The 22,736-nt window shown below is 69.8% G+C and carries 23 protein-coding genes and 1 other RNA gene; 10 read left to right on the forward strand and 14 right to left on the reverse strand.

Going from position 1 to position 22,736, the window contains the following annotated elements; all coding sequences use genetic code 11:
• The first annotated feature begins 30 nt into the window (after nucleotides 1-30).
• Nucleotides 31-1,143 carry a UDP-N-acetylglucosamine 2-epimerase gene (locus BS329_RS05285; protein WP_076156101.1) on the forward strand — a complete coding sequence of 371 codons (1,113 nt, stop codon included), beginning with the start codon at nucleotides 31-33 and terminating at the stop codon, nucleotides 1,141-1,143.
• A 77-nt stretch (nucleotides 1,144-1,220) separates the two neighbouring features.
• On the opposite strand, the gene recR is transcribed toward BS329_RS05285, so the two are convergent.
• Together recR and BS329_RS05295 are read right to left on the reverse strand one after the other, a co-directional pair.
• A complete protein-coding gene (recR, locus tag BS329_RS05290; protein ID WP_076156102.1) occupies nucleotides 1,221-1,817 on the reverse strand; it encodes a recombination mediator RecR in 597 nt (198 codons plus the stop codon).
• A 1-nt stretch (nucleotide 1,818) separates the two neighbouring features.
• On the reverse strand, nucleotides 1,819-2,175 hold the full coding sequence (locus BS329_RS05295) for a YbaB/EbfC family nucleoid-associated protein (RefSeq protein ID WP_005166259.1): 357 nt from the start codon (nucleotides 2,173-2,175) through the stop codon (nucleotides 1,819-1,821).
• 101 nt (nucleotides 2,176-2,276) lie between these two features.
• On the opposite strand from BS329_RS05295, the gene BS329_RS05300 reads away from it, so the two are divergent.
• Entirely contained in the window at nucleotides 2,277-3,101 is an 825-nt protein-coding gene (locus BS329_RS05300) for an N-acetylmuramoyl-L-alanine amidase (protein ID WP_084749388.1), read from the forward strand.
• A gap of 63 nt (nucleotides 3,102-3,164) precedes the next feature.
• Here BS329_RS05300 and BS329_RS05305 read toward each other — a convergent pair whose 3' ends face one another.
• Entirely contained in the window at nucleotides 3,165-5,186 is a 2,022-nt protein-coding gene (locus BS329_RS05305; RefSeq protein ID WP_076156104.1) for a DNA polymerase III subunit gamma and tau, read from the reverse strand.
• A 30-nt stretch (nucleotides 5,187-5,216) separates the two neighbouring features.
• On the opposite strand from BS329_RS05305, the gene BS329_RS05310 reads away from it, so the two are divergent.
• A complete protein-coding gene (locus tag BS329_RS05310) occupies nucleotides 5,217-6,050 on the forward strand; it encodes a spermidine synthase (RefSeq protein WP_076156106.1) in 834 nt (277 codons plus the stop codon).
• Between the two features lie 21 nt (nucleotides 6,051-6,071).
• Here BS329_RS05310 and ffs read toward each other — a convergent pair.
• An RNA gene (gene ffs / locus BS329_RS05315) (signal recognition particle sRNA small type) lies at nucleotides 6,072-6,166 on the reverse strand.
• Between the two features lie 46 nt (nucleotides 6,167-6,212).
• Here ffs and BS329_RS05320 point away from each other — a divergent pair.
• Nucleotides 6,213-7,103 (forward strand): serine/threonine dehydratase, encoded by an 891-nt coding sequence (locus BS329_RS05320; protein WP_076156107.1) that lies wholly within the window; start codon nucleotides 6,213-6,215, stop codon nucleotides 7,101-7,103.
• Nucleotide 7,104: 1 nt separating this feature from the next.
• Here the strand turns inward: BS329_RS05320 and BS329_RS05325 are convergent, their stop codons facing one another.
• The 3 genes from BS329_RS05325 to BS329_RS05335 all read right to left on the reverse strand — a co-directional run bounded on the left by BS329_RS05325 (nucleotide 7,105) and on the right by BS329_RS05335 (nucleotide 9,993).
• A complete protein-coding gene (locus BS329_RS05325; protein WP_076156109.1) occupies nucleotides 7,105-8,577 on the reverse strand; it encodes a sensor histidine kinase in 1,473 nt (490 codons plus the stop codon).
• Nucleotides 8,555-9,304, reverse strand: coding sequence for a response regulator transcription factor (locus tag BS329_RS05330; protein ID WP_076156111.1), 750 nt, complete (start codon nucleotides 9,302-9,304; stop codon nucleotides 8,555-8,557). Before BS329_RS05330 ends, BS329_RS05325 begins: the two co-directional genes overlap by 23 nt.
• A gap of 65 nt (nucleotides 9,305-9,369) precedes the next feature.
• Nucleotides 9,370-9,993, reverse strand: coding sequence for a hypothetical protein (locus tag BS329_RS05335; protein WP_143252860.1), 624 nt, complete (start codon nucleotides 9,991-9,993; stop codon nucleotides 9,370-9,372).
• Between the two features lie 121 nt (nucleotides 9,994-10,114).
• Here BS329_RS05335 and BS329_RS05340 point away from each other — a divergent pair, with 121 nt between their 5' ends.
• Entirely contained in the window at nucleotides 10,115-10,696 is a 582-nt protein-coding gene (locus tag BS329_RS05340) for a hypothetical protein (protein ID WP_076156880.1), read from the forward strand.
• On the opposite strand, the gene BS329_RS05345 is transcribed toward BS329_RS05340, so the two are convergent.
• Nucleotides 10,690-11,763: an AAA family ATPase gene (locus BS329_RS05345; protein ID WP_076156114.1), complete on the reverse strand. Its 1,074-nt coding sequence runs from the start codon at nucleotides 11,761-11,763 to the stop codon at nucleotides 10,690-10,692. The two genes, BS329_RS05340 and BS329_RS05345, sit on opposite strands and share 7 nt — an antisense overlap.
• A 52-nt stretch (nucleotides 11,764-11,815) precedes the next feature.
• Between BS329_RS05345 and BS329_RS05350 the strand changes: the two genes are divergently transcribed.
• The 3 genes from BS329_RS05350 (at nucleotide 11,816) to BS329_RS05360 (ending at nucleotide 13,918) form a co-directional block, all read left to right on the forward strand.
• Nucleotides 11,816-12,991 carry a sensor histidine kinase gene (locus BS329_RS05350; protein ID WP_076156115.1) on the forward strand — a complete coding sequence of 392 codons (1,176 nt, stop codon included), beginning with the start codon at nucleotides 11,816-11,818 and terminating at the stop codon, nucleotides 12,989-12,991.
• A complete protein-coding gene (locus BS329_RS05355; RefSeq protein ID WP_076156117.1) occupies nucleotides 12,988-13,644 on the forward strand; it encodes a response regulator in 657 nt (218 codons plus the stop codon). The genes BS329_RS05350 and BS329_RS05355 overlap by 4 nt, the downstream gene beginning before the upstream one ends.
• A 67-nt stretch (nucleotides 13,645-13,711) precedes the next feature.
• Nucleotides 13,712-13,918, forward strand: a complete 207-nt coding sequence (locus tag BS329_RS05360) for a hypothetical protein (protein WP_076156119.1) — start codon at nucleotides 13,712-13,714, stop codon at nucleotides 13,916-13,918.
• A gap of 221 nt (nucleotides 13,919-14,139) precedes the next feature.
• On the opposite strand, the gene BS329_RS05365 is transcribed toward BS329_RS05360, so the two are convergent.
• On the reverse strand, nucleotides 14,140-14,583 hold the full coding sequence (locus BS329_RS05365) for a nitroreductase family deazaflavin-dependent oxidoreductase (RefSeq protein ID WP_076156120.1): 444 nt from the start codon (nucleotides 14,581-14,583) through the stop codon (nucleotides 14,140-14,142).
• Nucleotides 14,584-14,699: 116 nt separating this feature from the next.
• Here BS329_RS05365 and BS329_RS05370 point away from each other — a divergent pair, with 116 nt between their 5' ends.
• Nucleotides 14,700-15,389, forward strand: a complete 690-nt coding sequence (locus BS329_RS05370; protein WP_076156122.1) for a TetR/AcrR family transcriptional regulator — start codon at nucleotides 14,700-14,702, stop codon at nucleotides 15,387-15,389.
• Here BS329_RS05370 and BS329_RS05375 read toward each other — a convergent pair.
• The gene (locus BS329_RS05375; RefSeq protein ID WP_076156124.1) at nucleotides 15,373-15,996 is read right to left on the reverse strand and encodes a TetR/AcrR family transcriptional regulator; all 624 of its coding nucleotides are present in this window, start codon (nucleotides 15,994-15,996) and stop codon (nucleotides 15,373-15,375) included. The two genes, BS329_RS05370 and BS329_RS05375, sit on opposite strands and share 17 nt — an antisense overlap.
• 9 nt (nucleotides 15,997-16,005) lie before the next feature.
• Nucleotides 16,006-16,200: a hypothetical protein gene (locus BS329_RS05380; RefSeq protein WP_076156125.1), complete on the reverse strand. Its 195-nt coding sequence runs from the start codon at nucleotides 16,198-16,200 to the stop codon at nucleotides 16,006-16,008.
• Between the two features lie 167 nt (nucleotides 16,201-16,367).
• On the opposite strand from BS329_RS05380, the gene BS329_RS05385 reads away from it, so the two are divergent.
• Entirely contained in the window at nucleotides 16,368-17,891 is a 1,524-nt protein-coding gene (locus BS329_RS05385; RefSeq protein ID WP_076156127.1) for a 3-hydroxyacyl-CoA dehydrogenase, read from the forward strand.
• Nucleotides 17,892-17,955: 64 nt separating this feature from the next.
• Here the strand turns inward: BS329_RS05385 and BS329_RS05390 are convergent, their stop codons facing one another.
• The 3 genes from BS329_RS05390 to BS329_RS05405 all read right to left on the reverse strand — a co-directional run bounded on the left by BS329_RS05390 (nucleotide 17,956) and on the right by BS329_RS05405 (nucleotide 22,735).
• On the reverse strand, nucleotides 17,956-20,778 hold the full coding sequence (locus BS329_RS05390; RefSeq protein WP_076156128.1) for a PQQ-dependent sugar dehydrogenase: 2,823 nt from the start codon (nucleotides 20,776-20,778) through the stop codon (nucleotides 17,956-17,958).
• Nucleotides 20,779-21,096: 318 nt separating this feature from the next.
• Nucleotides 21,097-21,756, reverse strand: a complete 660-nt coding sequence (locus BS329_RS05400) for a L,D-transpeptidase (protein ID WP_076156132.1) — start codon at nucleotides 21,754-21,756, stop codon at nucleotides 21,097-21,099.
• Between the two features lie 94 nt (nucleotides 21,757-21,850).
• Nucleotides 21,851-22,735, reverse strand: a complete 885-nt coding sequence (locus tag BS329_RS05405) for a serine/threonine-protein kinase (RefSeq protein ID WP_076156133.1) — start codon at nucleotides 22,733-22,735, stop codon at nucleotides 21,851-21,853.
• Nucleotide 22,736: the final 1 nt, after the last annotated feature.

Here is a 22,736-nt window from a genome sequence, read left to right on the forward strand (position 1 = left end):
TATCCTTCGGGCACCGCAGACCCCGACAGAATGGCCATCCCGGTGATTTCCTTCATTCTCGGCACCACGGCGGAACTGATCAAAATCGCGCCGGTCTACCACGGCATCCTCGAACGCGGGGTCCGGCCGAAGATCTGGTTCACCGCCCAGCACGTCGACGAGGTCTCGGACGTGCTCGCCGACCTGAACCTCCCGGAGCCCGACGTCTGGCTGGTGCCGAAGGAGAAGGCGCACAACCTGGAATCGCCCGCGCAGGTGCCGGGCTGGGCCGCGCAGGTGCTGCGCACCGCGTGGAGCCGCCGCGCCGAGCTGAAGGCCGCGCTGGTCGAGGACGGCCGTCCGCCGCTGGTGCTGGTGCACGGGGACACCTTCACCACGCCGTACGGCTCGCTCATCGGGAAGCGGATCCTCAAGTCGCGGGTCGGGCACGTCGAGGCGGGCGCGCGGTCGGGCAGCATCATGTCGCCGCTGCCGGAGGAGCTGAACCGGAAGATCGCCGCGAAGATCGTCGACATGCACTTCGCGCCGAGCGCGCGTGAAGTGAACAACCTCCGCAACGCCCGCGGCGTCGTCGTCGACACCGAGGCGAACACCGCGATCGACGCGATGCGGCTCGCGATCAACGGACCGCTCGACCTCGAGGGGCTGCCGGAGAAGTTCGGCCTCGCCACCCTGCACCGCTTCGAACTGGTCTCGCGCGCGGACAAGTACCGCGAGGCGCTGGAGATCCTGCGCGAGCAGAGCAAGCAGATGCCGATCCTCTACATGGCGGGCGCGCCCGAGCGCGAGAAGATCCGCGCGCTGGGCCTGGCGAACCTCTTCGACGAGAAGAACTTCATCATCCAGCCGAAGATGCGGTACCTGAAGTTCCTGCCGCTGGTCGCGCGCGCCGAATACGTCGTCACCGACTCCGGTGGCCTGTCGGCCGAGTGCTACTACCTCGGCCTGCCGTGCGCCGTGCACCGCGAGCGCACCGAGACGCCGCAGCACCTCGGCGAGACCGTGGTGCTGACCGAGATGCGCGGGGACAAGCTGCAGAACTTCCTCGACACCTACCAGAACCGTCGCGGCGAGTCGTGGGTCGAGAAGTTCCACCCGTCGGAGATCATCGTCGACACGCTGGCGCGCCTCGGCTACTGCTGACGCGCTCCAGGCCGTGTTATGAACGGACCTTTCATAACAAAATTTGTTATGAAAGGTCCGTTCATAACATCCGGAGACTAGAGAGCCCGCCGTCCTGAGAGGGCCCGGCCCAACGTCAGCTCGTCCGCGAACTCCAGGTCCCCGCCCATCGGCAGCCCCGAAGCGAGCCGGGTCACCGACAGGCCGGGGAAGTCGCGAAGCATCCGCACGAGGTACGTCGCGGTCGCCTCGCCTTCGGTGTTCGGGTCGGTCGCGATGATGATCTCGCTGATCTCCGCGCCGCCGATCCGCGCCAGCAGCTCACGCATCCGCAGCTGCTCCGGCCCGATGCCGGACAACGGGTCCAGCGCACCGCCGAGCACGTGGTAGCGGCCCTTGAACTCCCGCGTCCGCTCGACGGCGAGGACGTCCTTCGGCTCCTCGACCACGCAGATGACCGTGAGGTCGCGGCGGGTGTCGCGGCAGATCCGGCAGGTCTCCTGCTCCGAGACGTTGCCGCAGACCTCGCAGAACTGCACGCCTTCCTTGACCTTGCCGAGCACTTCCTGCAAGCGCGCGATATCCGCGGGATCGGCCGCCAGCAGGTGGAAGGCGATCCGCTGCGCGCTTTTGGGACCGACGCCGGGCAGTCGCCCGAGCTCGTCGATCAGATCCTGGACGACACCCTCGTACAAGCTAGCCGCCGAGCCCGGGGAAGCCGCCGAGATCCGGCATCCCGCCACCGAGGCCGCCGGCGAGCGGGCCGAGCTTCTGTTCGGTGAGCTTCTGCGCGTTGGCCGAGGCGTCCCGCACGGCCGCGACGACCAGGTCGGACAGGGTCTCGACGTCGTCGGGGTCGACCACCTTGGGGTCGATGGCCAGCGACTTGAGCTGGCTGTCACCGGACACGGTCGCGGTGACGAGACCGCCACCGGAAGTGCCGGTCACCTCCGTGTTGGCCAGCTCTTCCTGGGCCTCGACCAGCTTCTGCTGCATCTGCTGGGCCTGCTGCATGATCTGCGACAGGTCGAAGCCGCCACCGGGTTGCACCATGATCCGATCGGTCCTCTCCTGGAAAATCCTGTGCCGCCTCCCAGCCTAGCCGTCACGCGTATGGCACCGTTGGCGCCGTGCGACGACGGCTGAGCCTGGTGATGGCGATCGGATTGGTGCTGTTCACGGCGTGCGGCGTGGAAACCCCGGCCGCGCCGCCGTCGGCCCCTGCTCCACCGGGGACCACCACCGTCCTCACCACCCTTCCGCAGCCGAGTTCCGCGCCGAGCGCGCCACCTTCGAGCGCGCCGCCTTCGAGCACGCAGCAGCCGAAGACCGGCAAGGTCGTCGTGCTCGATCCCGGGCACAACGGCGGCAACGCCGGCAAGCCCGGCGAGATCAACAAACAGGTCCCGGCGGGGCGCGGGAAGAAGAAACCGTGCAACACCACCGGAACCGCGACGAATTCCGGATATCCCGAGCACGCGTTCACCTGGGACGTCTCGCAGCGGATCGCGCAAGCCTTGACCGCGAAGGGAGTCCGGGTCGTCCTCACCCGGCAGAACGACACCGGCGTCGGACCGTGCGTCGACGAACGCGCCGCGATCGGGAACGACGCGCAGGCGGACGCGGTCGTGTCGATCCACGCCGACGGCTCGAATTCCGACGGCGCGCACGGCTTCCACGTCGCCTATTCGGCCCCGCCCCTGAACGCCCAGCAAGGCGAGCCCTCGACGAGACTGGCGACGGCGCTGCGGGACGGCATCCGCGCGGGCGGCTTCCCGACGTCGACCTACCTCGGCACGAACGGGCTCGCGCCGCGCGCCGACCTCGGCGGGCTCAACCTCTCGACCCGGCCTGCCGCGCTCGTCGAATGCGGGAACATGCGCAACGCCGCCGAAGCCGCGGCGATGTCGAGCGAAGAAGGACGTCAGCAGTACGCCGCCGTCATCGCGAAGGCCATCGCCGACTACCTCAAAGGCTGATCATCCCTCGCAATTAGTCCTCTAGTTGCGGTCCTTGCACGCGCAACTACCGCCACTAGAGGACTAATTGCGGTCGTCGAGGGGGCGCGCGTTGAGGTGGTCGGCGAGCAGCTTCCGCGCGATCTCCTCAGGGTCCTTCTCGGGCGGGAGTGGCGGAGGCGGCGGTGCGGGGCTCGCGTCCTCGTTGTAGAGATCCTCGTCTTCCTCGACCGGCTCGGGCGGGAGCGGGATGTCCGGCTCGGTGGTCGCCACCTTCGGCCGCTGAGGCTCCGGCTTCGGCTCGGGAGGCGGGGGCGGCTGCGTGGGAGCGGCGGCGCCGGGTGCCTCGGCGGACCGGCGGGTGAAGGACCGCTCGGGTGCGGACGGCGCGGGCGCGGCCTTGGGCGCGGCGGCCTGCCGGGTCTGCGCGGCGCCATGGACGCACCGTACTTGCCAGTCTCCTTCGAAGACCGCCTTGAACGCGGCCGCGATGCGCTCCAGGTGCTGCGGCTCGGAAAGCCTGCGTGCCACGGGTTCCGCGTTGTGCGTGAGGGTGACGGCGGTGCCATCGACACTCACCACGCTCGCCTGCGTGAGCATCGCCCCGGTGACGGCGCCGCCCGGGACCTTGCGGATCGCGGCCTGCACGTGCGGCCAGCGGCCGCGGATGCCGTCCACGTCCGTCCCGCCCGTCGAGGCCGCGGCGGCCGCCGCCGGAGCGGGCGCGGGCGCGGCTGGCCGTTCGGCGACCGGTTCGGGTCGCGCGACGGGCTGCTGGGCCGGGGCCGGTTGCTGGGCGGGAGCGGGGGCGGCGGCCCGTCGCGACGGCCGCTGGAACTCGCGCACGAGCTCACCAGCGGGAGCGGGCGCGGCCTGAACCGCCGGTGCGGACTGGGCAGCGGGAGCGACCGGAGCGGCTTGGGCGACCGGAGCGGACGCCGGTGCCGAAGCCGCGCGGCGCTCGAGTCGTTCGAGACGGGCGAGCAGCGCGTCGGCGCCCTCGGCGACCGACGGCAGCAGCATCCGAGCCGTCAGCAGTTCCAGCACCAGCCGCGGCGAGGTCGCGCCCCGCATCTCCAAAAGTCCATTGTGGACGATGTCGGCGTAGCGCGAGAGCGTGGCGGGCTCCAGTTTGCCCGCCTGCTCCTTCATCTTCTTGAGTTCGTCGTCGGGTGCGGCGACCAGTCCGCGCTCGCCCGCGTCCGGCACCGAACGCAGCATCACCAGGTCGCGCAGGCGGTCGAGCAGGTCGGTGGCGAACCGGCGCGGGTCGTGCCCGGCCTCGGCGAGGCTCTCGACGGTGCCGAACACGGCCGACGCGTCATCGGCGGCCAGCGCGTCGACCATGCCGTCGATGAGCGCGACGTCCGTGACGCCCAGCAGGGACACCGCGCGCGAGTAGTCGACGCCGTCCGGCCCGGCGCCCGCCAGTAGCTGGTCGAGCACCGACTGCGTGTCCCGCGCCGAACCGCCGCCCGCGCGGATGACCAGCGGGTACACCGCGGGTTCGACCTGCGCGCCCTCGGCGGCGACGTTGCTTTCGAGCAGTTCCCGCATCGACTTGGGCGGGATCAGCCGGAAGGGGTAGTGGTGCGTCCGCGACCGGATGGTGGGCAGCACCTTGTCCGGTTCGGTGGTCGCGAAGATGAAGATCAGGTGCTCCGGCGGCTCTTCCACGATCTTCAGCAGGGCGTTGAAGCCCTGCGTGGTGACCATGTGCGCCTCGTCGATGATGAAGACGCGGTAGCGCGAGTCCGCCGGGGCGTAGAAAGCCCTGTCCCGCAGCTCACGGGCGTCGTCGACGCCACCGTGGCTGGCGGCGTCGAGTTCGGTGACGTCGACACTGCCGGGGCCCTCGGGCGCCAGGTTGCGGCACGAGTTGCACTCGCCACACGGATCCGGCGTCGGACCCTTCGCGCAGTTCAGCGACCGCGCCATGATGCGCGCGCTCGACGTCTTGCCGCAGCCGCGCGGGCCGGAGAAGAGGTAGGCGTGGTTGATCCGGCCCGCGGCCAGCGCGGTGCGCAGCGGATCGGTCACGTGCTCCTGCCCGACGACCTCGGCGAAGGTAGCCGGACGGTACTTTCGGTACAGCGCTAATGCCACGCGGCGAGAGTACCGGGAGGGGCCGACAAGGTGAGACCAGCACCGACCCCGGGCACGTATCCGGTCCGCTTCGGCACCGCCGAACTGCTCCGCGACGCCGACCGTGCCAACGCCTGGATGATCTCCGTCGACGGCGTGGCCCAATCGCACGTCAACCTCGACGATCCCACGGATCTCGAGTTCGACTACATCCGCCGGATCGCCGACGTCGTCGACTGCCTCGGCGAAGGCCCACTCGACGCGCTGCACGTCGGCGGCGCGGCCTGCACGCTCCCCCGCTACGTCGCCGCGACGCGACCCCGCTCGCGACAGCTGGTCTTCGACGCCGACGGCGAACTCGTCGCGCTCATCCGCGAGCACCTCGGCCTGAAGGGACTGAAGGTGCGTGTCGGCGACGGCCGCGAAGGCGTCTCCGGCAGGTACGACGCTTCGGCCGACCTGGTCATCGTGGACGCCTTCGAACGCGGGGTGTTCGCCGACGGGCTCGCGACCGTGGAGTTCACGAACGAGGTCGCGCGGGTCCTTCGCCCGGCCGGTACCTACGTCACCAACGTCAGTGACGGCCCGAACCTGCCGTTCCTTCGCCGGTTCCTGGCGACCCTGGCGACGTCGTTCCCGCATCTCGCCCTGCTCGCGGAACCAGGCGTCCTCCGAGGTCGCCGGTTCGGCAACATCGTGGTCGCCGCGTCTCGCGTCGAGCTTCCGGTCGCGGACCTGACCCGCCGGGCCGCGTCGTCCGCGTACCCGGCCCGCTGCGTCGCGGGCGAAGACCTCCGCGAACTGCAAGGCAAGGCGCGGCCGGTCACCGACGCGGACGCCCTGCCGTCCCCGGTGCCGCCGAAGGACGTCTTCGGCATCTTCTGAAGGCGGCGTGGGGGGCCACATGAAAGGGGACCCCGCGCACCCGTCAGAGCTTGCTTATCCTTGCTGCCTTCCGGCCCTGGGGAGGTTCACAAGATGGACGCCGCGCGGGGTCCGAGGACCAGTGTAGTCACTCCGGTCCGGACATGGAGGACAGTGGGGGGTATGAGCACTCCGACCTGGGCCGATGTCCGCGAAGCCGCCGAAGCCGTCCACCCGTTCGTACGACGCACGCCGGTGTTGCGTGCCGAGGTCGACGGACGGCCGTTGGTCCTCAAGCTGGAGCATCTGCAGCGGAGCGGGTCGTTCAAACTGCGGGGCGCGGTGAACGCGCTGGTGAGCGAGCCGTTGCCGGAGCGGGTGCTGACGGCGTCCGGCGGCAACCACGGGTTGGGCGTGGCGACGGCGGCTGCGCTGCTGGGTGTGCCCGCGACGGTGTACGTGCCGGAGTCGGCTCCGAAGGCGAAGACGGCCCGGATCGAGGCCGCGGGCGCGAAGCTCATCCGCCACGGCGCGACGTACGCCGAGGCGGCCACGAAGGCGCTCGAAGCCGCTTCTGAGCCGGGTACGCGGTACCTGCACGCGTACGACGATCCCGCCGTCGTCGCAGGTCAGGGCACCGTGGCGGCCGAAGTGGTCCAGGACGTCCCGGACGTCGACGCGTTCCTGGTCGCGGTCGGCGGTGGTGGCCTGGTCGCCGGGACGTCCCTGTCCGGGGTGCCGACGTTCGCCGTCGAGCCGGAGCGGTGCCGCGCGCTCGGCGCGGCACTGAAGGCGGGTGAGCCGGTGGACGTGGAGATCGACTCGGTGGCGGCGTCCGCGCTGGGCGCGACCAGGATCGGCGCCGTCCCGCTCGGGGTGCTCCAGGATCGGGTGACGTCCGTGCTGGTCAGCGAAGTGGAGCTGCTCGCCGCGCGGGACCGGCTCTGGGAGGAGTTCCGGCTCGCCGTCGAACCGGCCGCCGCGGTCCCGTTCGCCGCCTGGCTGGCCGGGCGGACCGACGGCGAACTGCCCTGCGTCATCCTGTGCGGCGCGAACAGCGAATGGACGCCCTGAGTCAGGCGGCCCGGAACCGGACCTGGAACTCCGTCCGCCCCGGCAGGCTGGCGACCCTCACCTGACCGTCGTGCGCGGCGACCACGGCCGCGACGATGGCCAGTCCGAGTCCGGTGCTGCCCGCCGCCCGCGACCGCGAATCGTCGCCGCGGGCGAACCGTTCGAAGACGTCCGGGAGGATCTCCGGCGGGATCCCCGGCCCACCGTCGACAATGGACAGTGTCACCACGGAATCCACAATGGACAGAGAGGTGGCGACCTCGGTACCGGCCGGGGTGTGCGTACGGGCGTTGCCAAGCAGGTTGATCACCACCTGGTGCAGCTGATCCGCGTCGCCGAGGACGGTGATCGGTTCCGGCGGAACCTCCAGCAGCCACTTGTGCCCCGGTCCGGCGACATGCGCGTCGGCGACGGCGTCCGCGACCAGCCGGGACAGATCGACCGGCCCGCGCACCACCGGACGGCCGGAGTCCAGCCGCGCGAGCAGCAGCAGATCCTCGACCAGGCCGGTCATCCGCGTCGATTCCGACTCCACCCTGCCCATCGCGAACGCGATGTCCGGCGGCACTTCGGAGCCGGAGCGCCGGGTGAGTTCCGCGTAGCCGCGGATGGCCGCGAGCGGGGTCCGCAGTTCGTGGCTGGCGTCCGCGACGAACCGGCGCACCCGGCTCTCACTGGCCTGGCGGGCGGACAGCGCGTGGGAGATGTGGCCGAGCATGCGGTTGAGCGCGAAGCCGACCTTGCCGACCTCGGTCCGCGGATCTGTGTCCACCTCGGACACTCGTTCGGACAACGCCACTTCGCCGCGGTCCAAGGGAAGTTCGGCGACCCTGGACGCGGTCGCGGCCAGCCGGTCGAGTGGTTTCATGGTGCGCCGCACCGTGACGGCGCCGAGCGCGCCCGCCAGCAGGATGCCGCCGATGGCCACCCCGCCGAAGATGAAACCCAGGTTCCACAAGGTGTCCGTGACGTCCTTGGTGGGCAGTCCGGTGATCGCGATGCCACCGTTGGAAGTCTGCTTCGCCACCACGCGGTACTCCCCGAGCGACCCGAGGTCCACGTCGGTCGGCTCGTTTCCCGGCTTCGACCGCACAAGCGTGTCGACCTGGGCCCGGGTGATCTCGTCGTGCGGGAACGGATCGGTGACCTTCGCGTCGTAGCTGGACCGCAGCACGGCGGCGAGCACACGACCGTCCGGGAACACGTTCACGAACAGGGAACCGGTGCTCTGCCCGTAGGCCCGCAAGCCCTCGGGAACCCTTTCCCCGCCAGGACGGCCCGGTGGCGGCGGACGGCTGGCGCGTTGACTGGTTTCGTCGAGCCGGGAGTCGAGCTGGTCGATCAGGAAGTCCCGCAACGCCAGTTCGGTCGCCACGCCCACCACCAGGCAGACGAGCGCGAGCAGCCCCGCGACCTGCGCGATCAGCCGCCGCCGCAGGGACCAAGGCCGCTCAGCCCGCGGGCTTGAGGACATACCCGGCGCCGCGCATCGTGTGGATCATCGGTTCCCTGTCGGCGTCGATCTTCTTGCGAAGGTAGGAAATGTACAGCTCGACGATGTTGGCCTGCCCGCCGAAGTCGTAGCTCCACACCCGGTCCAGGATCTGCGCCTTGGAAAGCACGCGTTTCGGATTGCGCATGAGGTAGCGCAGCAGTTCGAACTCGGTGGCGGTCAGCGGCACCGGATCGCCGCCGCGGTACACCTCGCGACTGTCCTCGTCCAGGGTCAGGTCGCCGACGACCAGCGTCGAACCGCTCGGCCCGGCGACCCCGCCCGCGCGCCGGAGCAGCGCCCGCAACCGCAGCGCGACCTCCTCCAGGCTGAACGGTTTGGTGACGTAGTCGTCGCCGCCCGCGGTGAGGCCGGCGATCCTGTCCTCCACCGCGTCCTTCGCGGTGAGGAACAGCACCGGCAGGTTCGGCGACTCGGATCGCAGGCGGCGCAGCACTTCCAGGCCGTTCATATCCGGCAGCATGACGTCCAGTACCACCGCGTCCGGCCGGAATTCCCTGGCGACGCGGACCGCCTCGATGCCGTCGGCGGCGGTGCGGATGTCCCAGCCCTCCATGCGCAGGGCCATCGACACGAGTTCGGACAAGGTCGCCTCGTCGTCGACGACCAGCACCCGCACGGGGCTGCCGTCGGCACGGCGCAGGCCTGCCTTCGCGGAACCGGACGAAGGGACGTTCACACTGGTCATGGTGCCATCCTGGGTGGTGCCGTTGAGGCTTCCCTGTGTCCCGGCTGTGCGTTTCCTGTGAACGATCACCCGGCCGTGGCGAACGGGCGGAGGCGCTCGGCGAGGGCGGCCGGATCCGGTTTCGGCAGCACGTACGTCGGAATCTGCTCGGAGCGCCGGTTCATCCATTCCGGGCAGGTGTACGCGGTACCGGGCAGGTCGAAGCGGCCAAGGGGTTTCGCGGTCGCCGCCTCGTAGACCCGGTAGGTGAAGGTCGCGGCGAGCACCGGGGCGGTGGTGAAGAGGGCGTTGCGGCACCGGCCGATTTCCTCGCCATCGCCGACCCCGTGGCGGTACTGGCAGACGATCAGCTGGATCCCGGGTTCGGTCGCGCCCGTCGCCCGCCAGTCCGGCGGCAGGCCGGTTTCGCCGGTGACGTCCTCCATGTCGCCGTCCAGCCGGAGGCCTGCCGAATCCCTCGGCTCGATTTGACGAACATCGAAGACCAGCAAGGGATGCGGCGCCCCACCCCTGTACGGGGCGGCCCGGCCCGGCAGCTCGTAGGTCTCCGCGGTGGCGTCGCTGTCCTGGGCCGTCGGGCAGAACGCCGGCGGCGTGCCTTGGAAGGCACCGGTGCGCCAGGCGATCAGGAGGGCGATGAGGCACAACGGCACGAGCACGATCGCCAGGACACCGACTCGCCGACCCACACCGGAAAGCATGCCGGAATCGGCCTCGGATCGGAATCACAGCGCGTGCCCACCGGCGGCACAGCTTCCGCACAGCGACGGCGGCGAGCATGGCCGCAACCGAGGACACGGAGGCGACCTGATGACCGAACCGACCAAACCCGCCGAGCCCCCGGCGGGTGAGACCGCCGCCTGGGGCGCGCCCGCGCCGGCAGGTGAACCCAAGAAGGCCTGGTCGGGCCGCAAGACCGCGATCGCGGCCGGGGTGGCGGTGGTGATCGCCGCCGGTGGCGGGGCCGCCATCTGGGCCGGGACCGTCGCGAACGGCGCCGAACAGGGGCAGGGCGGGATGATGGGCGGCCCCGGCGGCGGCCGGATGCTCATCGGCCCCGGCGGGGGCGTGCCACGTGACACGCTGCACGGCGACTTCGTCGTCTCCGACGGCAAGGGCGGCTACACCACCGAACGGCTGCAGACCGGGGAAATCACCGAAATCAGCGCGACATCCGTCAGCTTGACCAGCAAGGACGGCTACAAACAGGCGTACACGATCGATACGTCGACCCGGAAGACCGGCGATCCCAAGACCGGCGAGACGGTGACGGTGACCGCCAAGGTCGCCGGGAACACCGCGACGGCGACGACCATCGGGCAGGCCGGGCAGACCCAGCGCGGCCAGAACGGCGGCCAGCCGGGCCAGGACGGCCCCCGGCGCGGCTACTGACGGACGACGTCGAGCAGTGCGGCGGCGGTCTCGCCGGGCTTCTGCCCGGAGGTGTCGAGGACGACGCGAGGGCCAGGGTCGCGCCGCATCCGGGCCGCCTCGGCGATCGCGCGGGCGGCCACCCGGTCCCGCACACCGGGTGGCGCGCCGCGTAACTCGTCACCCGCCAGCAACGCGGATTCGCCCTCGGCCCGGCGCCCGACGCGTTCGGTGAGGGTCGCGGCGTCCGCGTCGAGATGGACGACGGTGACCTCCTCGAAGACCTGCCGGTGCTCCGGACCGAATTCCCTGGCCACCACGAGCAGTCGCCGCGCTCCGGCCTCGCGGTAGCCGCGCCAGACGGCCGCGAGGTTCGCCGCCTCCACGGCCGGATCCGGGCCCGGGTGGACGAACCCGAACTGCGCGAGATCGACGTAGGCGACCGGCGTCTCCCGCTGCCAGAAGTCCCGCAGCACGCTCCACGCGGCTGTCGACTTGCCGACCGCCGTCGGGCCGGTCACCACGGTCACCGGTCCGGGATGCGGCTCCACGGGATCCGGCGGGCGGACCGGCCCGTCGGCCACGAGACAGCGCCGGAACAGGGCTTCCACGGTTTCACCGGGTCGCTGCCCGGTCGTGTCCATCTCCTCGCCGAAACCGGTGCGGTCGTAGGCATCCGCCACCGCGAAGAGGTCGGGCAGCGCCTCGGAGGGCGAACCGCGCTCGAGGAACCGGCGCCGGAGTTCATCGCGATCGCACGTCAACCGGACGAGCGTGAGAGCGAAGTCGCTGCCCTCGAAGGACCGCTCGACACCGTTTTCCGGATCCACCACCCCGGACACGACGAGCTGCCTGGCACCCCGGCGGCGCAGGATCTCCAGGACCCGCAGCAAGTTGGCCGCTTTGATGGCGTGCGAGGCGTCGCCTCCGCCCGGCGGCGGGCCGATGAGCCCGAGCTGATCGATGTCGACGTACGCGACGTTGCCGCCCGATTCGAGGACGCGGGTGTACAAACCCCAGGCGGTGGTGGATTTCCCCGCGCCCGGCGCCCCGGTCGTCCAGAGCACGGGCGTCTTCGTCGTCCCCATGGCTTTCGATCTTAGGAACCCCTGTCCACCGAAATAGGGCAGAGTTGGGCGCGTGCGGGACATCAGTGGTTCGCTGGCGAGACAGGCCTGCGCGGTCGCGGCCGTCTGCCTGGTCGCCGACGCCGGGCGGTTCCTCATCGCCGGACCACCGCTTTCGCTCGGCTGGCAGGTGTGGGTGATCCTGCTCGGCGGAATCCTCGCGAACAGCGCGCTGGCCGGGCCGTCACGGTATTCCGGCTGGGTTTCGGCCGCCCACGGCGTACTGCTCGCCGCCGCGCCGCTCCTGCTCTTCCCGTACGACCACTACTTGCAGGCCACCAACGCGGGCGTGCTGATCGCGGGTTACCGCGCGGGCGCCTGGCTGTCGGCCAAACCGGCGCTGGCGGCTCTGGCGGCGATGCTCGCCGGGCTCGTCGCCGGCAACCTCATCCCGGTCGACCGGGGGGATCGCGACTGGCGGCTGTTGCTCATCGACGTCGGGGTGAGCGGACTGCTGCCGTGGATGGTCGGCCGTTACACGACCGCGCGGCGCGCATACATCGCCGATCTCCAGCGCGCGGAGGAACAACGTCAGCAGCACGAAGCCGAGGCTGTGCGCCGAGCCGTCACCGAAGAGCGCACGACGATCGCCCGGGACCTGCACGACGTGATCTCCCATCACGTCAGCGCGATCGGTGTGCACGCCGGCGCCGCACGGCTCGGACTGCCGGAGGGTGAACCCGCCGTCCGGCGTTCGCTCTCCGCCGTCGAATCTTCGAGCCGCGCCGCGATGGCCGACCTCCGGCGCCTGCTGGATCTGTTGCACGGCAGGGAGAACGGGGACGCGCAGCGGCAGCCTGGGCTGGACAATCTCGACGAGCTGCTCGACAACCTCCGCACCGCCGGGCTGCCCGCGCGGTTGACCAGTCACGGCGGGCCGCGGGAACTGCCGGGCTCGGTGGACGTCGCGCTGTACCGCATCGCGCAGGAGGCGCTGACGAACGCGCTCCGGCACGGCTCCGGCGGAACCCTGGAAATAGACCTCGCCTACCGGCAGACCGAAGTCGTCCTCACGATCACGAACGAATTCGGCCGGCCGCCCCGGCGTACCTCGGCCGAGTCGACGAAACGTGGTCTCGCCGGGATCAGGCAACGGGTCGCGCTGTTCGGCGGGCAGGTGGCATGCGGACCGCTCGACGACGGGCGGCGCTGGCGGGTTCGAGTCGGTTTTCCTTTGGAGGCGGAATGATCCGGGTTCTGCTGGCGGACGACCACGCGATGTTCCGGTCCGGGATGCGCGCGGTGCTGGACACCCAGGCGGACTTCGACTGCGTCGGTGAGGCGGCCGACGGACGGGAGGCCATCGCGCAGGCGGCCGCGCTGCGCCCGGACGTCGCGGTGCTCGACGTCCGGATGCCCAAATTGGACGGTCTCGCCGCGACCGAGGCGATCATGTCCGCGCCTGGCAACGACACGCGGGTCCTCGTGCTGACGACCTACGACTCCGACGAGTACGTGTACCGCGCGCTGCGGGCCGGTGCGAGCGGTTTCCTGTTGAAGAGCCTCGCGCCCGAAGAACTCGTTTCGGCGATGCGAGTGGCCGCGCGCGGCGACGCGCTGATCGACCCGACGGTGACCCGGCGGCTGGTGTCGGCCTTCGCCACCAGCATCGAGCCCGTCGCCGCCGAACCGGCTGAGCTGGAACGGCTCACCTCACGCGAACGCGAAGTCCTCCTGCTGGTCGCCGACGCCTCCAGCAACGCGGAGATCGCCGCGCATCTGCACGTGGGCGAGGAGACGGTGAAGACCCACGTTTCCCGTATCCTCGCCAAATTGGGGCTGCGCGACCGGGTACACGCCGTCGTCTACGCCTACCGGAACGGTCTCGTCGGCGGCCGGTGATCGGTTTCGCCGGACGGGGCTCCCGGTGCCAGAATCCGGAGGACACGTCGAGGCAGGGAGCTTGCGGATGAAGCGCTGGGTCACGCTCACGATCGGACTGGTCTTCCTGCTGGTGGGCGGCGTCTGGGTGCTTCAGGGTGCCGGGGTGCTGACCGGCAGTTTCATGACCGGGCAGAAGCTGTGGTTCCTGATCGGGCTGGTCGCGTTCCTGATCGGGGTGGTGCTGGTGGCTGCCACCGCCCGCGGTTCGAAGCGGGCGCCCACCGACGAGTAGGTGCCTGACTTCGGGCCCAGATCGCCGACTCACGTGACCAGATGGCCGACTCACGTGCCCAGATGGCCGACTCACGTGATCGAAGGCGGAACTCGCGTGCTTGGGCACGGAACTCACGTGCTTGGAGGCGTAACTCGCGTGTCACGGCTTCAAGCACGGGAGTTACGGGTCCAATCACGCGAGTTACGGGTCTGATCACGCGTGATCAGGTGGACGACACGCTAGGTGAGCTTGAAGATCGGGTAGCCGGGCGCGATCTCCAGCAGCTTTTCGTCGGACGCCTTCGCGTCGACCCCGTCGAAGAACACGCCGACCTCGAACTTCCAGCGCTTGAGGTAGGCACGCAGGATCTCGGGCTTCTCGTCGTCGGTGAGTTCGGTGTAGGTGAAGGTCTCGGTGCGGCGCCCGACGCTGAGCTGTCCTTCACCCGCCACGCGCAGGTTGCGCACCCACTGCGTCACGCCGCGGGGGGCCACCAGGTAGCGCTCGCCGTCCAGTTCGAGCAGGTTGACCGGGACCGAGCGCGGCTCACCGCTCTTGCGGCCGCGGATCGTGAGCACCCGGCTCCCCAGGAAGCTCACCCCGAGTTTCGTCAGCTTGAGCACGCCCTCGTTGAACGCGCTGGTCGCCTTGGCCGGCTTGACGTAGCGGGTGACGGTGGTCATTTCATTTCCTCCAGTTTTCGAGAGCGGCGCTCTCTATTGAGAGCAGTGAACATCAGAGCATTGCGTTATGTCAAGAGCACTGCTCTCGTTTAGGTGCGATGCTCTATGGTGGGCGCATGGCCGCCACCCAGACCGCGCGCGAACGCGCCCGCGCCGAGCTCACCCGCGAGATCAAGGACGAAGCCCGCCGCCAGCTCGCCGAAGTCGGCGCGCTCGGTCTTTCCCTCCGTGCCGTCGCACGGGAGCTGGGCATGGTCTCGTCGGCGCTCTACCGGTACTTTTCCAGCCGCGAGCAGCTGCTGACAGCCCTGATCGTCGACGCCTACAACGCCGTCGGCGAGGCCGCGGAGGCCGCCGATGACGCCGGGAAGCCCTCCTTGGCACGGTGGGAGTCGATCTGGCACGCGGTCCGCGCCTGGGCGAAGGCGCACCCGCACGAGTACGCGCTGATCTACGGTTCGCCGATCCCCGGCTACCAGGCGCCGCAGGACACCGTCACGCCCGCGGGCCGGGTCGCGTTCGCGCTGGTCGCGATCCTGCGCGACGCCGACCTGCGGGTCGAGACCGAAGTCGGCGAGATGCCCGTCGAACTACGGCGCCAGCTCGGCTCCGTCACCGAGATCCTCAAGGTCAACCTGGGCCCCGAGACGGCTTCCCGCCTGATCATGGCCTGGACCCAGCTGTTCGGGATGATCAACTTCGAGCTGTTCGGACAGTACGTCGGCAGCGTCGACCCGCCGGACGCCTTCTTCGCGCACGGGATCCGTCAGATGGCCGAGTTCACCGGGATCAGGATGACCGGCTGAGCGCGGTCCACGACCGCATCAGCAACTGGACCGCGTCCACCACGTCCTCGTCGCCGGTCCCTTCCGGACTGAGAAAGCGTTGCAGCAGGAGCCCGTCCTCGAGCGCGTGCAGGATCAGCGCGAGGAAGGCCGGGTCGGCGGGCGGTACCACGCCCCGCGCGGCGAGTTCGGTCTTGACCGATGTCTCCAGCAGTGCCCTTGTCGACTTCTCGCCTTCGCCGACCAGCGGGCGCGCCTCGGGATTCCGCAGCGCGTAAAGGGCCAGCTCGGTGCGCAGGGTCAGCCAGCCGCCGAGATGTTCGGCGCGCTCGACGTTCCACGCGCGCAGGCGGTCCATCATTTCGGAGAAGGAGCCGACGCCGTCGCGCAACGCGGTGACCTCCTCGGCCTCGCGCTGGGTCCGGCGGCGCAGCAGTTCGACGACCAGCTCGTGCTTGCCGTCGAAGTTGCCGTAGAAGGCCCCGCGGGTGAATCCGGCCCGTTCGGCGATCTGCTCGACGGACGTGCCGTTGACCCCGCGTTGGGCGAACAGCTCGGCGGCCGCCGTGAGCAACCGCTGTCTGGTCTGCTCGCGGCTTTCCTCCCGCGTCAAGCGTTTCGCCGTCACACGGCGATCTTAGAGTTCGCGACTCCCCTTACGACCGGCCAGCCACACCCCACCGGCGAGGACGGCGACGGCGACCAGGACGGCCAGCGCGGTGAGCGGCCACAGCGCCTGGCTCGCGAAGAAGGCGGAAACCGCGCCGAAGAAGACGGCGACGAGGAGCAACGGCGTGGTCCGGACGGCTGCGGCGGCGGGGACGGTGACCATGGGAGGTTTCCCTTCGGGGTGGTACGCGGAACACTCGGTATTCGCGGAGGGGACCGCGCCGGCCCGGCGGCCTTACGCCGGTCGGGCACGGATCACCCGTCCGGGCGAGAAACCCGCGTGGCGGCTAACGTCACGCCGGGACGGCATCGAGGGAAAGGCGGCTCGCGGTGGAGAAGTGGGCGGAGCAGGTCGGCAGGATCCGGGTCATCGGAACCGGGGTGATGGGCCGGGGCATCGTCCAGCTCGCCGTGACGGCGGGGCTCGAAGTCGAGCTCGCCGACGCCCGGCCCGACGCCGTCGGCGAGGCCATCGACCACATCGGCGCAATGCTGGGCAAACTCGCCTCGAAGGGCAAGATCACCGAGGACGCCGCCGCGTCCGCGAAAGAACGGTTGATCGCGGTCGACGGCCCGCTGGCCCCCGCCGACGGTGTCGACCTCGTCGTCGAAGCGGTCCGCGAGGACCTGGAGATCAAACGAGCGCTGTTCGCCGAACTGGAACGCGTCTGCGGCCCGGACACCGTGTTCGCCACCAACACCAGTTCGCTTTCGGTCACCGAGATCGCCGCCGCGCTGACCGATCCCGGCAGGCTGCTCGGCCTCCACTTCTTCAACCCGGTCCCGCTGATGCGGCTGGTCGAGATCGTGCCCGGCGCGCGGACCGCGGACTGGCTGCCGCCCGCGATGACCGAACTCGTCCGCGGCTGGGGGCATGAACCGGTGCTCGCGCGTGACGCGCCGGGCTTCCTCGTCAATCACGTCGGCCGTGGACTGGGCACCGAGGCACTCCAGATCCTCGCCGAAGGGATCGCGAGCCCGGCTGAGGTGGACCGCGTCGCACGTGACGTGCTGGGAGTGAAACTCGGTCCGTTTGAACTGCTGGACCTCACCGGTCTCGATGTCTCGCACTCCGTGCTCGAAAGCATTTGGAGCGGCTTCCACGGGGAACCGCGGCTGCGGCCGTCTTGGCTGACTCGCCCGCGCGTCGCCGCCGGGCTGTTCGGGCGCAAGAGCGGCGAGGGCTTCTACCGCTACGTCGACGGCGTCCAGCAGGTCGACCCGGAGCCGTCCGCCCCGGAAGCGCCGACGACGCCGGTGTGGGTCGAAGACGAACGTCTCGGCACACTGCTCTCGTCGGTGGGGATCCAGGTCGTGCACACGGCCTACCCGGACACCGTCCTGATCGTGAGCCCGATCGGTTCGTCCACTGTGGACGCCGCGCTGGCCGCGGGTCTCCCGGCGGACCGGGTCGTCGGGGTCGATCCCCTCGGCGGCTACGGGAAACGCCTGACGCTTACGGTCCACCCGGCGCTCGACCCGGCCGCGGGCCGCACCGCCTGGGGCGCGCTCGCCGCGACCGGGCTGCCGGTCACCGTGGTCCGCGACGGCCCCGCCCCGATCGCGCAGCGGCTGCTGGCGTCGATCGTCAACACGGCCTGTTTCATCGCCGGACAACGGCTCGCGACACCGGAGGACATCGACACCGCCGTCCGGCTCGGCCTCGGCTACCCACGCGGACCGCTGACCTGGGGCCAGGAGGCGGGCCCGGAACTCGTACTGCGGGTACTGCGCGGACTCGTCGCGAGCACCGGCGACCAGCGCTACCGGCCGAGCGGCTGGCTCACCGAACGGGTCGCGCTCGGCCTGCCGCTCACTTCCGCCGGAACCTCGCCAGCGGACCTGCTCCCGTAAGTACATGAAGGCCCCCTTCCTTGCGCCTGGCGCAGGGAAGGGGGCCTTCAGGTACTTGGGCTACCTACCAGCGACGGTCGGTCACCGCACCGTTGGAAGCGTTCCAGAACACGTAACCGCCCTGGAAGTTGTTCTGCCGCCCGCCGGAGACGGACATCTCGTCACTCGTCGGGTACCTCAGGTACGAGGCCTCCCAGCCGAGCGCCTCCCAGCGCTGCCGGATGGCGCCGTAGACCGCGTGCGCGTCGGTCGCCATCGTCCAGTAGACCGACCCGCCCTTGGTGAAGTGGTTGTACCGGCCGACCCCGTCCGGGGTCGTCGACTCGTCGGTCGACGGGTACCCGAGGGGACCGCCTTCCCAGCCGAGCTGCTCCCACTTCGCACGGATCCGGCCCCAGATCGCCCTGGCGTCGGTCTGCACCGTGTAGTAGATCGAGGCGTTCTTGCTGAAGTGGTTGTACCGGCCGACCCCGTCGGGCGTGACGTTCTCGTCCGTGGTCGGGTAGCCGAGCTCACCGGCCTCGGCGCCCAGCGCCTTCCACTTCGCCCGGATCCGGCCGAACACCGGATGCGCGCCCGTCTTCACCGTGTAGTAGATCGACGACTGCATCTTGCCGGGCCACACCGGGAAGTCGTTGTAGCGACCGGTGGTGTCCGGCGTGATCATCTCGTCGGTCGCGGGCGGGCCGAACTCCGCGTGCCCACCCGCGGCGAGGTACTTCTTGAGGATCTCGCCCTCGATCTGCTTGACGCCGGTGTCCTTCGACCAGTACAGCCGCCCGCGCTCGTAGGTGCGGAAGCGGACCGTGCCGTCGACGGCCTCGGGTGCCGTCGGCGCGCCGAGTCGTTGCGCCAGCGCGGGTTCGTCGCGGTAGCGCTTGTCGATCGGCGTGATGTAGTTCGCCGTGATCGTCAGGTCGGTGGTGCCCATGGTGACGTTGGTCAGCCGCCCGGTGGCTCCGTTGGACCAACCGGTGAAGGTCGACGAACCGTCCGAAGCGACCTCGGCCGCCTGGATCTCCACCGTCGCGCCTTCGACCACCATCGCCGAAGCAGCCCCGCCTTCCGGCGTGATGCCGAGCGCGGCGGCGACGTTGCTGGTCAGGGTGAGCCGGTGTTCCTTCGGCTTCGCGACGTAGGTCTTCGAAACCGTGACACCGGCGCTGTCGGTCGCCGACGCGGTGAACTCCAGGTTGGAGTCCGTGTGGTCGGTGAACGGCATGGCGAACTCGGGGCCGGTGCCGCCGCGGTCCGGATGGGCGTGGCAGACCGCGTTCTCCGGGCAGTGCCGGACCAGCGTGGTCCAGGTGACCGGGAGGGCGCCGTCCTCGGTGTCGGTGACGGTCGCGCCGACCTTGACCTCCTCGCCGACCGCGAACAGGCGGTCGCCGGGGTCGGTCATGGTGAGCTTCGGCGAGTTGTTTCCGGGAGCCACGGTGATATCCGTGCTGCCGGACGCCTGGAGGCCGTCCTTCACCGTCAGCTTGGCGGTGAACTTCTCGGTGCCGGCCGGGTAGGTGTGGTTGACCTTCACCCCGGTACCGGTGGTGCCGTCACCGAAGTTCCACTCGTAGGTCAGCGGGTCGTTGTCGAAGTCGTAGGAACCGCTGCCGTCGAACGAAACCGTGCGGGTTTCGGGGTTCGTCGCGGACGTGGCCACCGCGACCGGCGCCTTGTTCCCGGTGGTGTAGCTCAGCCGGCGCAGCTTGCCGCTGTAGATGTCGGCGTAGACGATGTCACCGTTGGCCGCGGCCAGGAACTTGACCGGACCGCCGATGCCGGTGAACTTCGGCGGCGTCTCCTGCTGGCGGACGACCCGGCCCTGCGTGTCGTACTTGGCCGTCCACAGCTTCTGCGTGGCGTAGTCACCGAAGAAGTACGCGCCCCGGTATTCCTCCGGGTACGACTCTCCATTGTAGACAATGCCGCCGGTGACGCTGTTGCCGTTGTCGACGCCCTGGCCATGACGGATCGCCAGCATCGGCGGGGTGTTCACGGCCGAGGCGCACTGCGGCATCGCGGAGAAACCGTCGGCGGGCTGGTTGCCTTCGAAGCACGGCCAGCCGTGGTTGGCGCCCTTCTGGACGAAGTTGATCTCTTCCCAGGTGCCCCAGCCGACGTCACCGACCACCGGAAGCCCGGTGCTGGCGTCGAGGCTGAACCGGAACGGGCTACGGAAGCCGCTCGCGAACACCTTGGAGCGCAACGAGTTCGGGTTCGCGGCGGTGTAGTACGGGTTGTCCGGCACGCCTGCCCCGTCGGCGGTGACGTGGAAGATCTTGCCGAAGATCTTGTCGAGGTCGCGCACGTTCAGCGCGAACGGGTCGGCCTGCCCCTGGAACCGGGAGCTGTCGCCGGTCGAGACCCATACCGTGCCGTCGGGGGCGGCCACCACACCGGTGATGCCGTGGATGTCGGTGTTGGCGGCGCCCTCGATGAGCACCTTCTCCGCGGTCAGCCCGGTCGGCTGGGCGGTGCCGGACACCGTCCAGCGCGAGGCGCGCATAGCGATACCGCCACCGGCGACGTCGACCGCGCGGGCGGTGTAGATCGTGCGAGAGGTGGCGTAGTCGGGCGCGATCGCGATCCCGACCAGCCCGAGGTCTCCGGTGCTGCGGACGGGTAGGTTGGCGATGGTCTGGACCTGGCCGGTGGTGGACACCCAGGCGACGTTGCCGCCCTTTCCGGTGCTCAGGATCGAACCGTCGGGCAGGTAGGCGAAGTCGGTCAGGTCGTAGGCGGCCTGCCCGCTCGGCTGGTCACGAAGGACGAAGCCGGGTGGTAGCACGGGCGCCGCCGACGCAGGAGTGGACGTCAACGGCACGAGCAAGGTCACCATCAGGAGTGTCACGAGGGCGTGACAGAGCGCACGGAATCTCGAAGGCATGCAGAAGCCCCTTTCCCCAGTCGAACGTCTCATCGACGGGGCCAAGGTGGGCATTTCACACTTTCGAGTGGCTTTATCAAACTGTGATCAACAGCGTCGGTCGACCACCTGCCCCGTGCTCCGGTTCAAGGTGAGGTAGCCCGCCTGGAAGCTGTTCCGGCGTCCGATGGGGATGGTGAACTCGTCCGTCGCCGGGTAGCGCGGATACGACCGCTCCCAGCCGAGCGAGGCCCAGCGCCTCGCAGGCCCGTTGGACGTGGTGAAGGCCCCCTTCCCGCACCTAGGCGCAAGGACGGAGGCCTTCACGGACTTGAGAGGTCAGGCCACGACCTGCACCACGTCGCCGTTCTGCAGGGTCGTGAAGTACTTCTGCGAGGCCGCCGCGGACAGGTGGATGCAGCCGTGCGAGTACACCGAGAGGCTGCCGGTGTGGAACGCGATACCCGGCAGGAAGAACACTGAGTTCGGCATCGGCGCGTCGAACTGCTTCGAGTGGTAGTTCTTGACCTTGGCCGAAACGTGGAAGACACCGGTCGGCGTCGCGTGGCCCTTCTTGCCGGGCAACTGCTTGACCGGGCCGTAGATGACCTTGCCGTCCTGGAGCAGCCACGTCTTCAGCGCGGAGAGATCCACGCAGGCGCTCACGCCCGGCGAGGCCAGCGCGGCCTTGCACGGAACGTCGGCGACGTTCGCGGCCGGTTTGGCCGCCGGTTTCGGCGTGGGCTTCGGCTTGGGCTTCGAAGACGAAGACGGTGTCAGCTTCGGCTTCGGCTGGGAACTGCTGCTGCTCGGCGGCCGGGACGACGTGGTCGACGCGGCGGACGAGGAAGACGGCGCCGACGTGGTCGTGGTTCCGCCCGCCGGATCGCCTTGCGCGACGGCGCCGCCACCGGGCGCGCCGCCGCCGGCGTTGCCGGAACAGGCGGTCAGCATTAGCGCCGTGGCCAATGCGGTCACCCCCACCAGGAACTTCTTCACGACCCTTACCCCCGATCGTCCGTAGTGCGTCTGACATGGGTAAAGACGGAACTCACCCATCCGGGGTTGTTGATCGGAAGGTCACGATCGCGTCTCAGGGCACGCGGCCGACGACCCGCGCGTACATCCTGCCCGGATTGGCGCCTTCGTCAAGATAGCCGGGCAGCGGCGGCAGGTCCCGCGCGAACACGGCCAGCCGCCCGAAGAGTTCGTTCGCGTCGGCGGGACGCCGTTCCGGTTCCTTCTCCAGCAGTTCCGCGAGCAGGCCGTTCAGTCCACCCGGGACACCGTCCACTTCGGCCGGACTCTCCTTGACCTGCTTCTCGAACACCGTGTACGCCGTCGGGCCGGTGAACAGCTGCCTGCCGGTCAGCATTTCGTGCAGGACACAACCCAGCGCGTACAGATCACTGCGCGGCCCGGCGACCCCGCGCTGGATCTGTTCGGGCGCCATGTACGCGGGCGTGCCCAGGATCTGCCCCGCGCGGGTGAACTGGGCGACGTCGGTCTCGCGCAGCATCGCGAGCCCGAAGTCGAGCACCTTCACACTGCCGTCGGGACACAGCATCAGGTTGGTGGGCTTGAGATCGCGGTGACAGATGGACAGCGCGTGCGCGGCGGACAGCACGGCGCAGGCCTGCGCCGCGATCGCGGCCGCCCACGGCACCGGCAGCGGCCCGTGCTCGGCGGCGAGATCGGCGACGGTCACCCCCTCGATGAACTGCATGACCTGGAACAACCGCTCGTCGTAGGTGCCGAAGTCGTACAATGTCGGCGCGCCCGCGTGTTCCAGCGTGGCGAGGATCCGGGCCTCCCGGATGAAACGCTGTTCGAGTTCGGCGTCCGGACCGCCGGGAAGTCCGAGGAACTTGACCGCCACGCGGCGGCCGAGATGCCGGTCGTGGCCCGCGTAGACCGCGCCCATCCCACCCCGGCCGAGCGGCAGCTCGTCGAGTTCGTAGCGATCGGCGATCAGCAAC

The sequence above is a fragment of the Amycolatopsis coloradensis genome (assembly GCF_001953865.1).
GTDB lineage: Bacteria > Actinomycetota > Actinomycetes > Mycobacteriales > Pseudonocardiaceae > Amycolatopsis > Amycolatopsis coloradensis.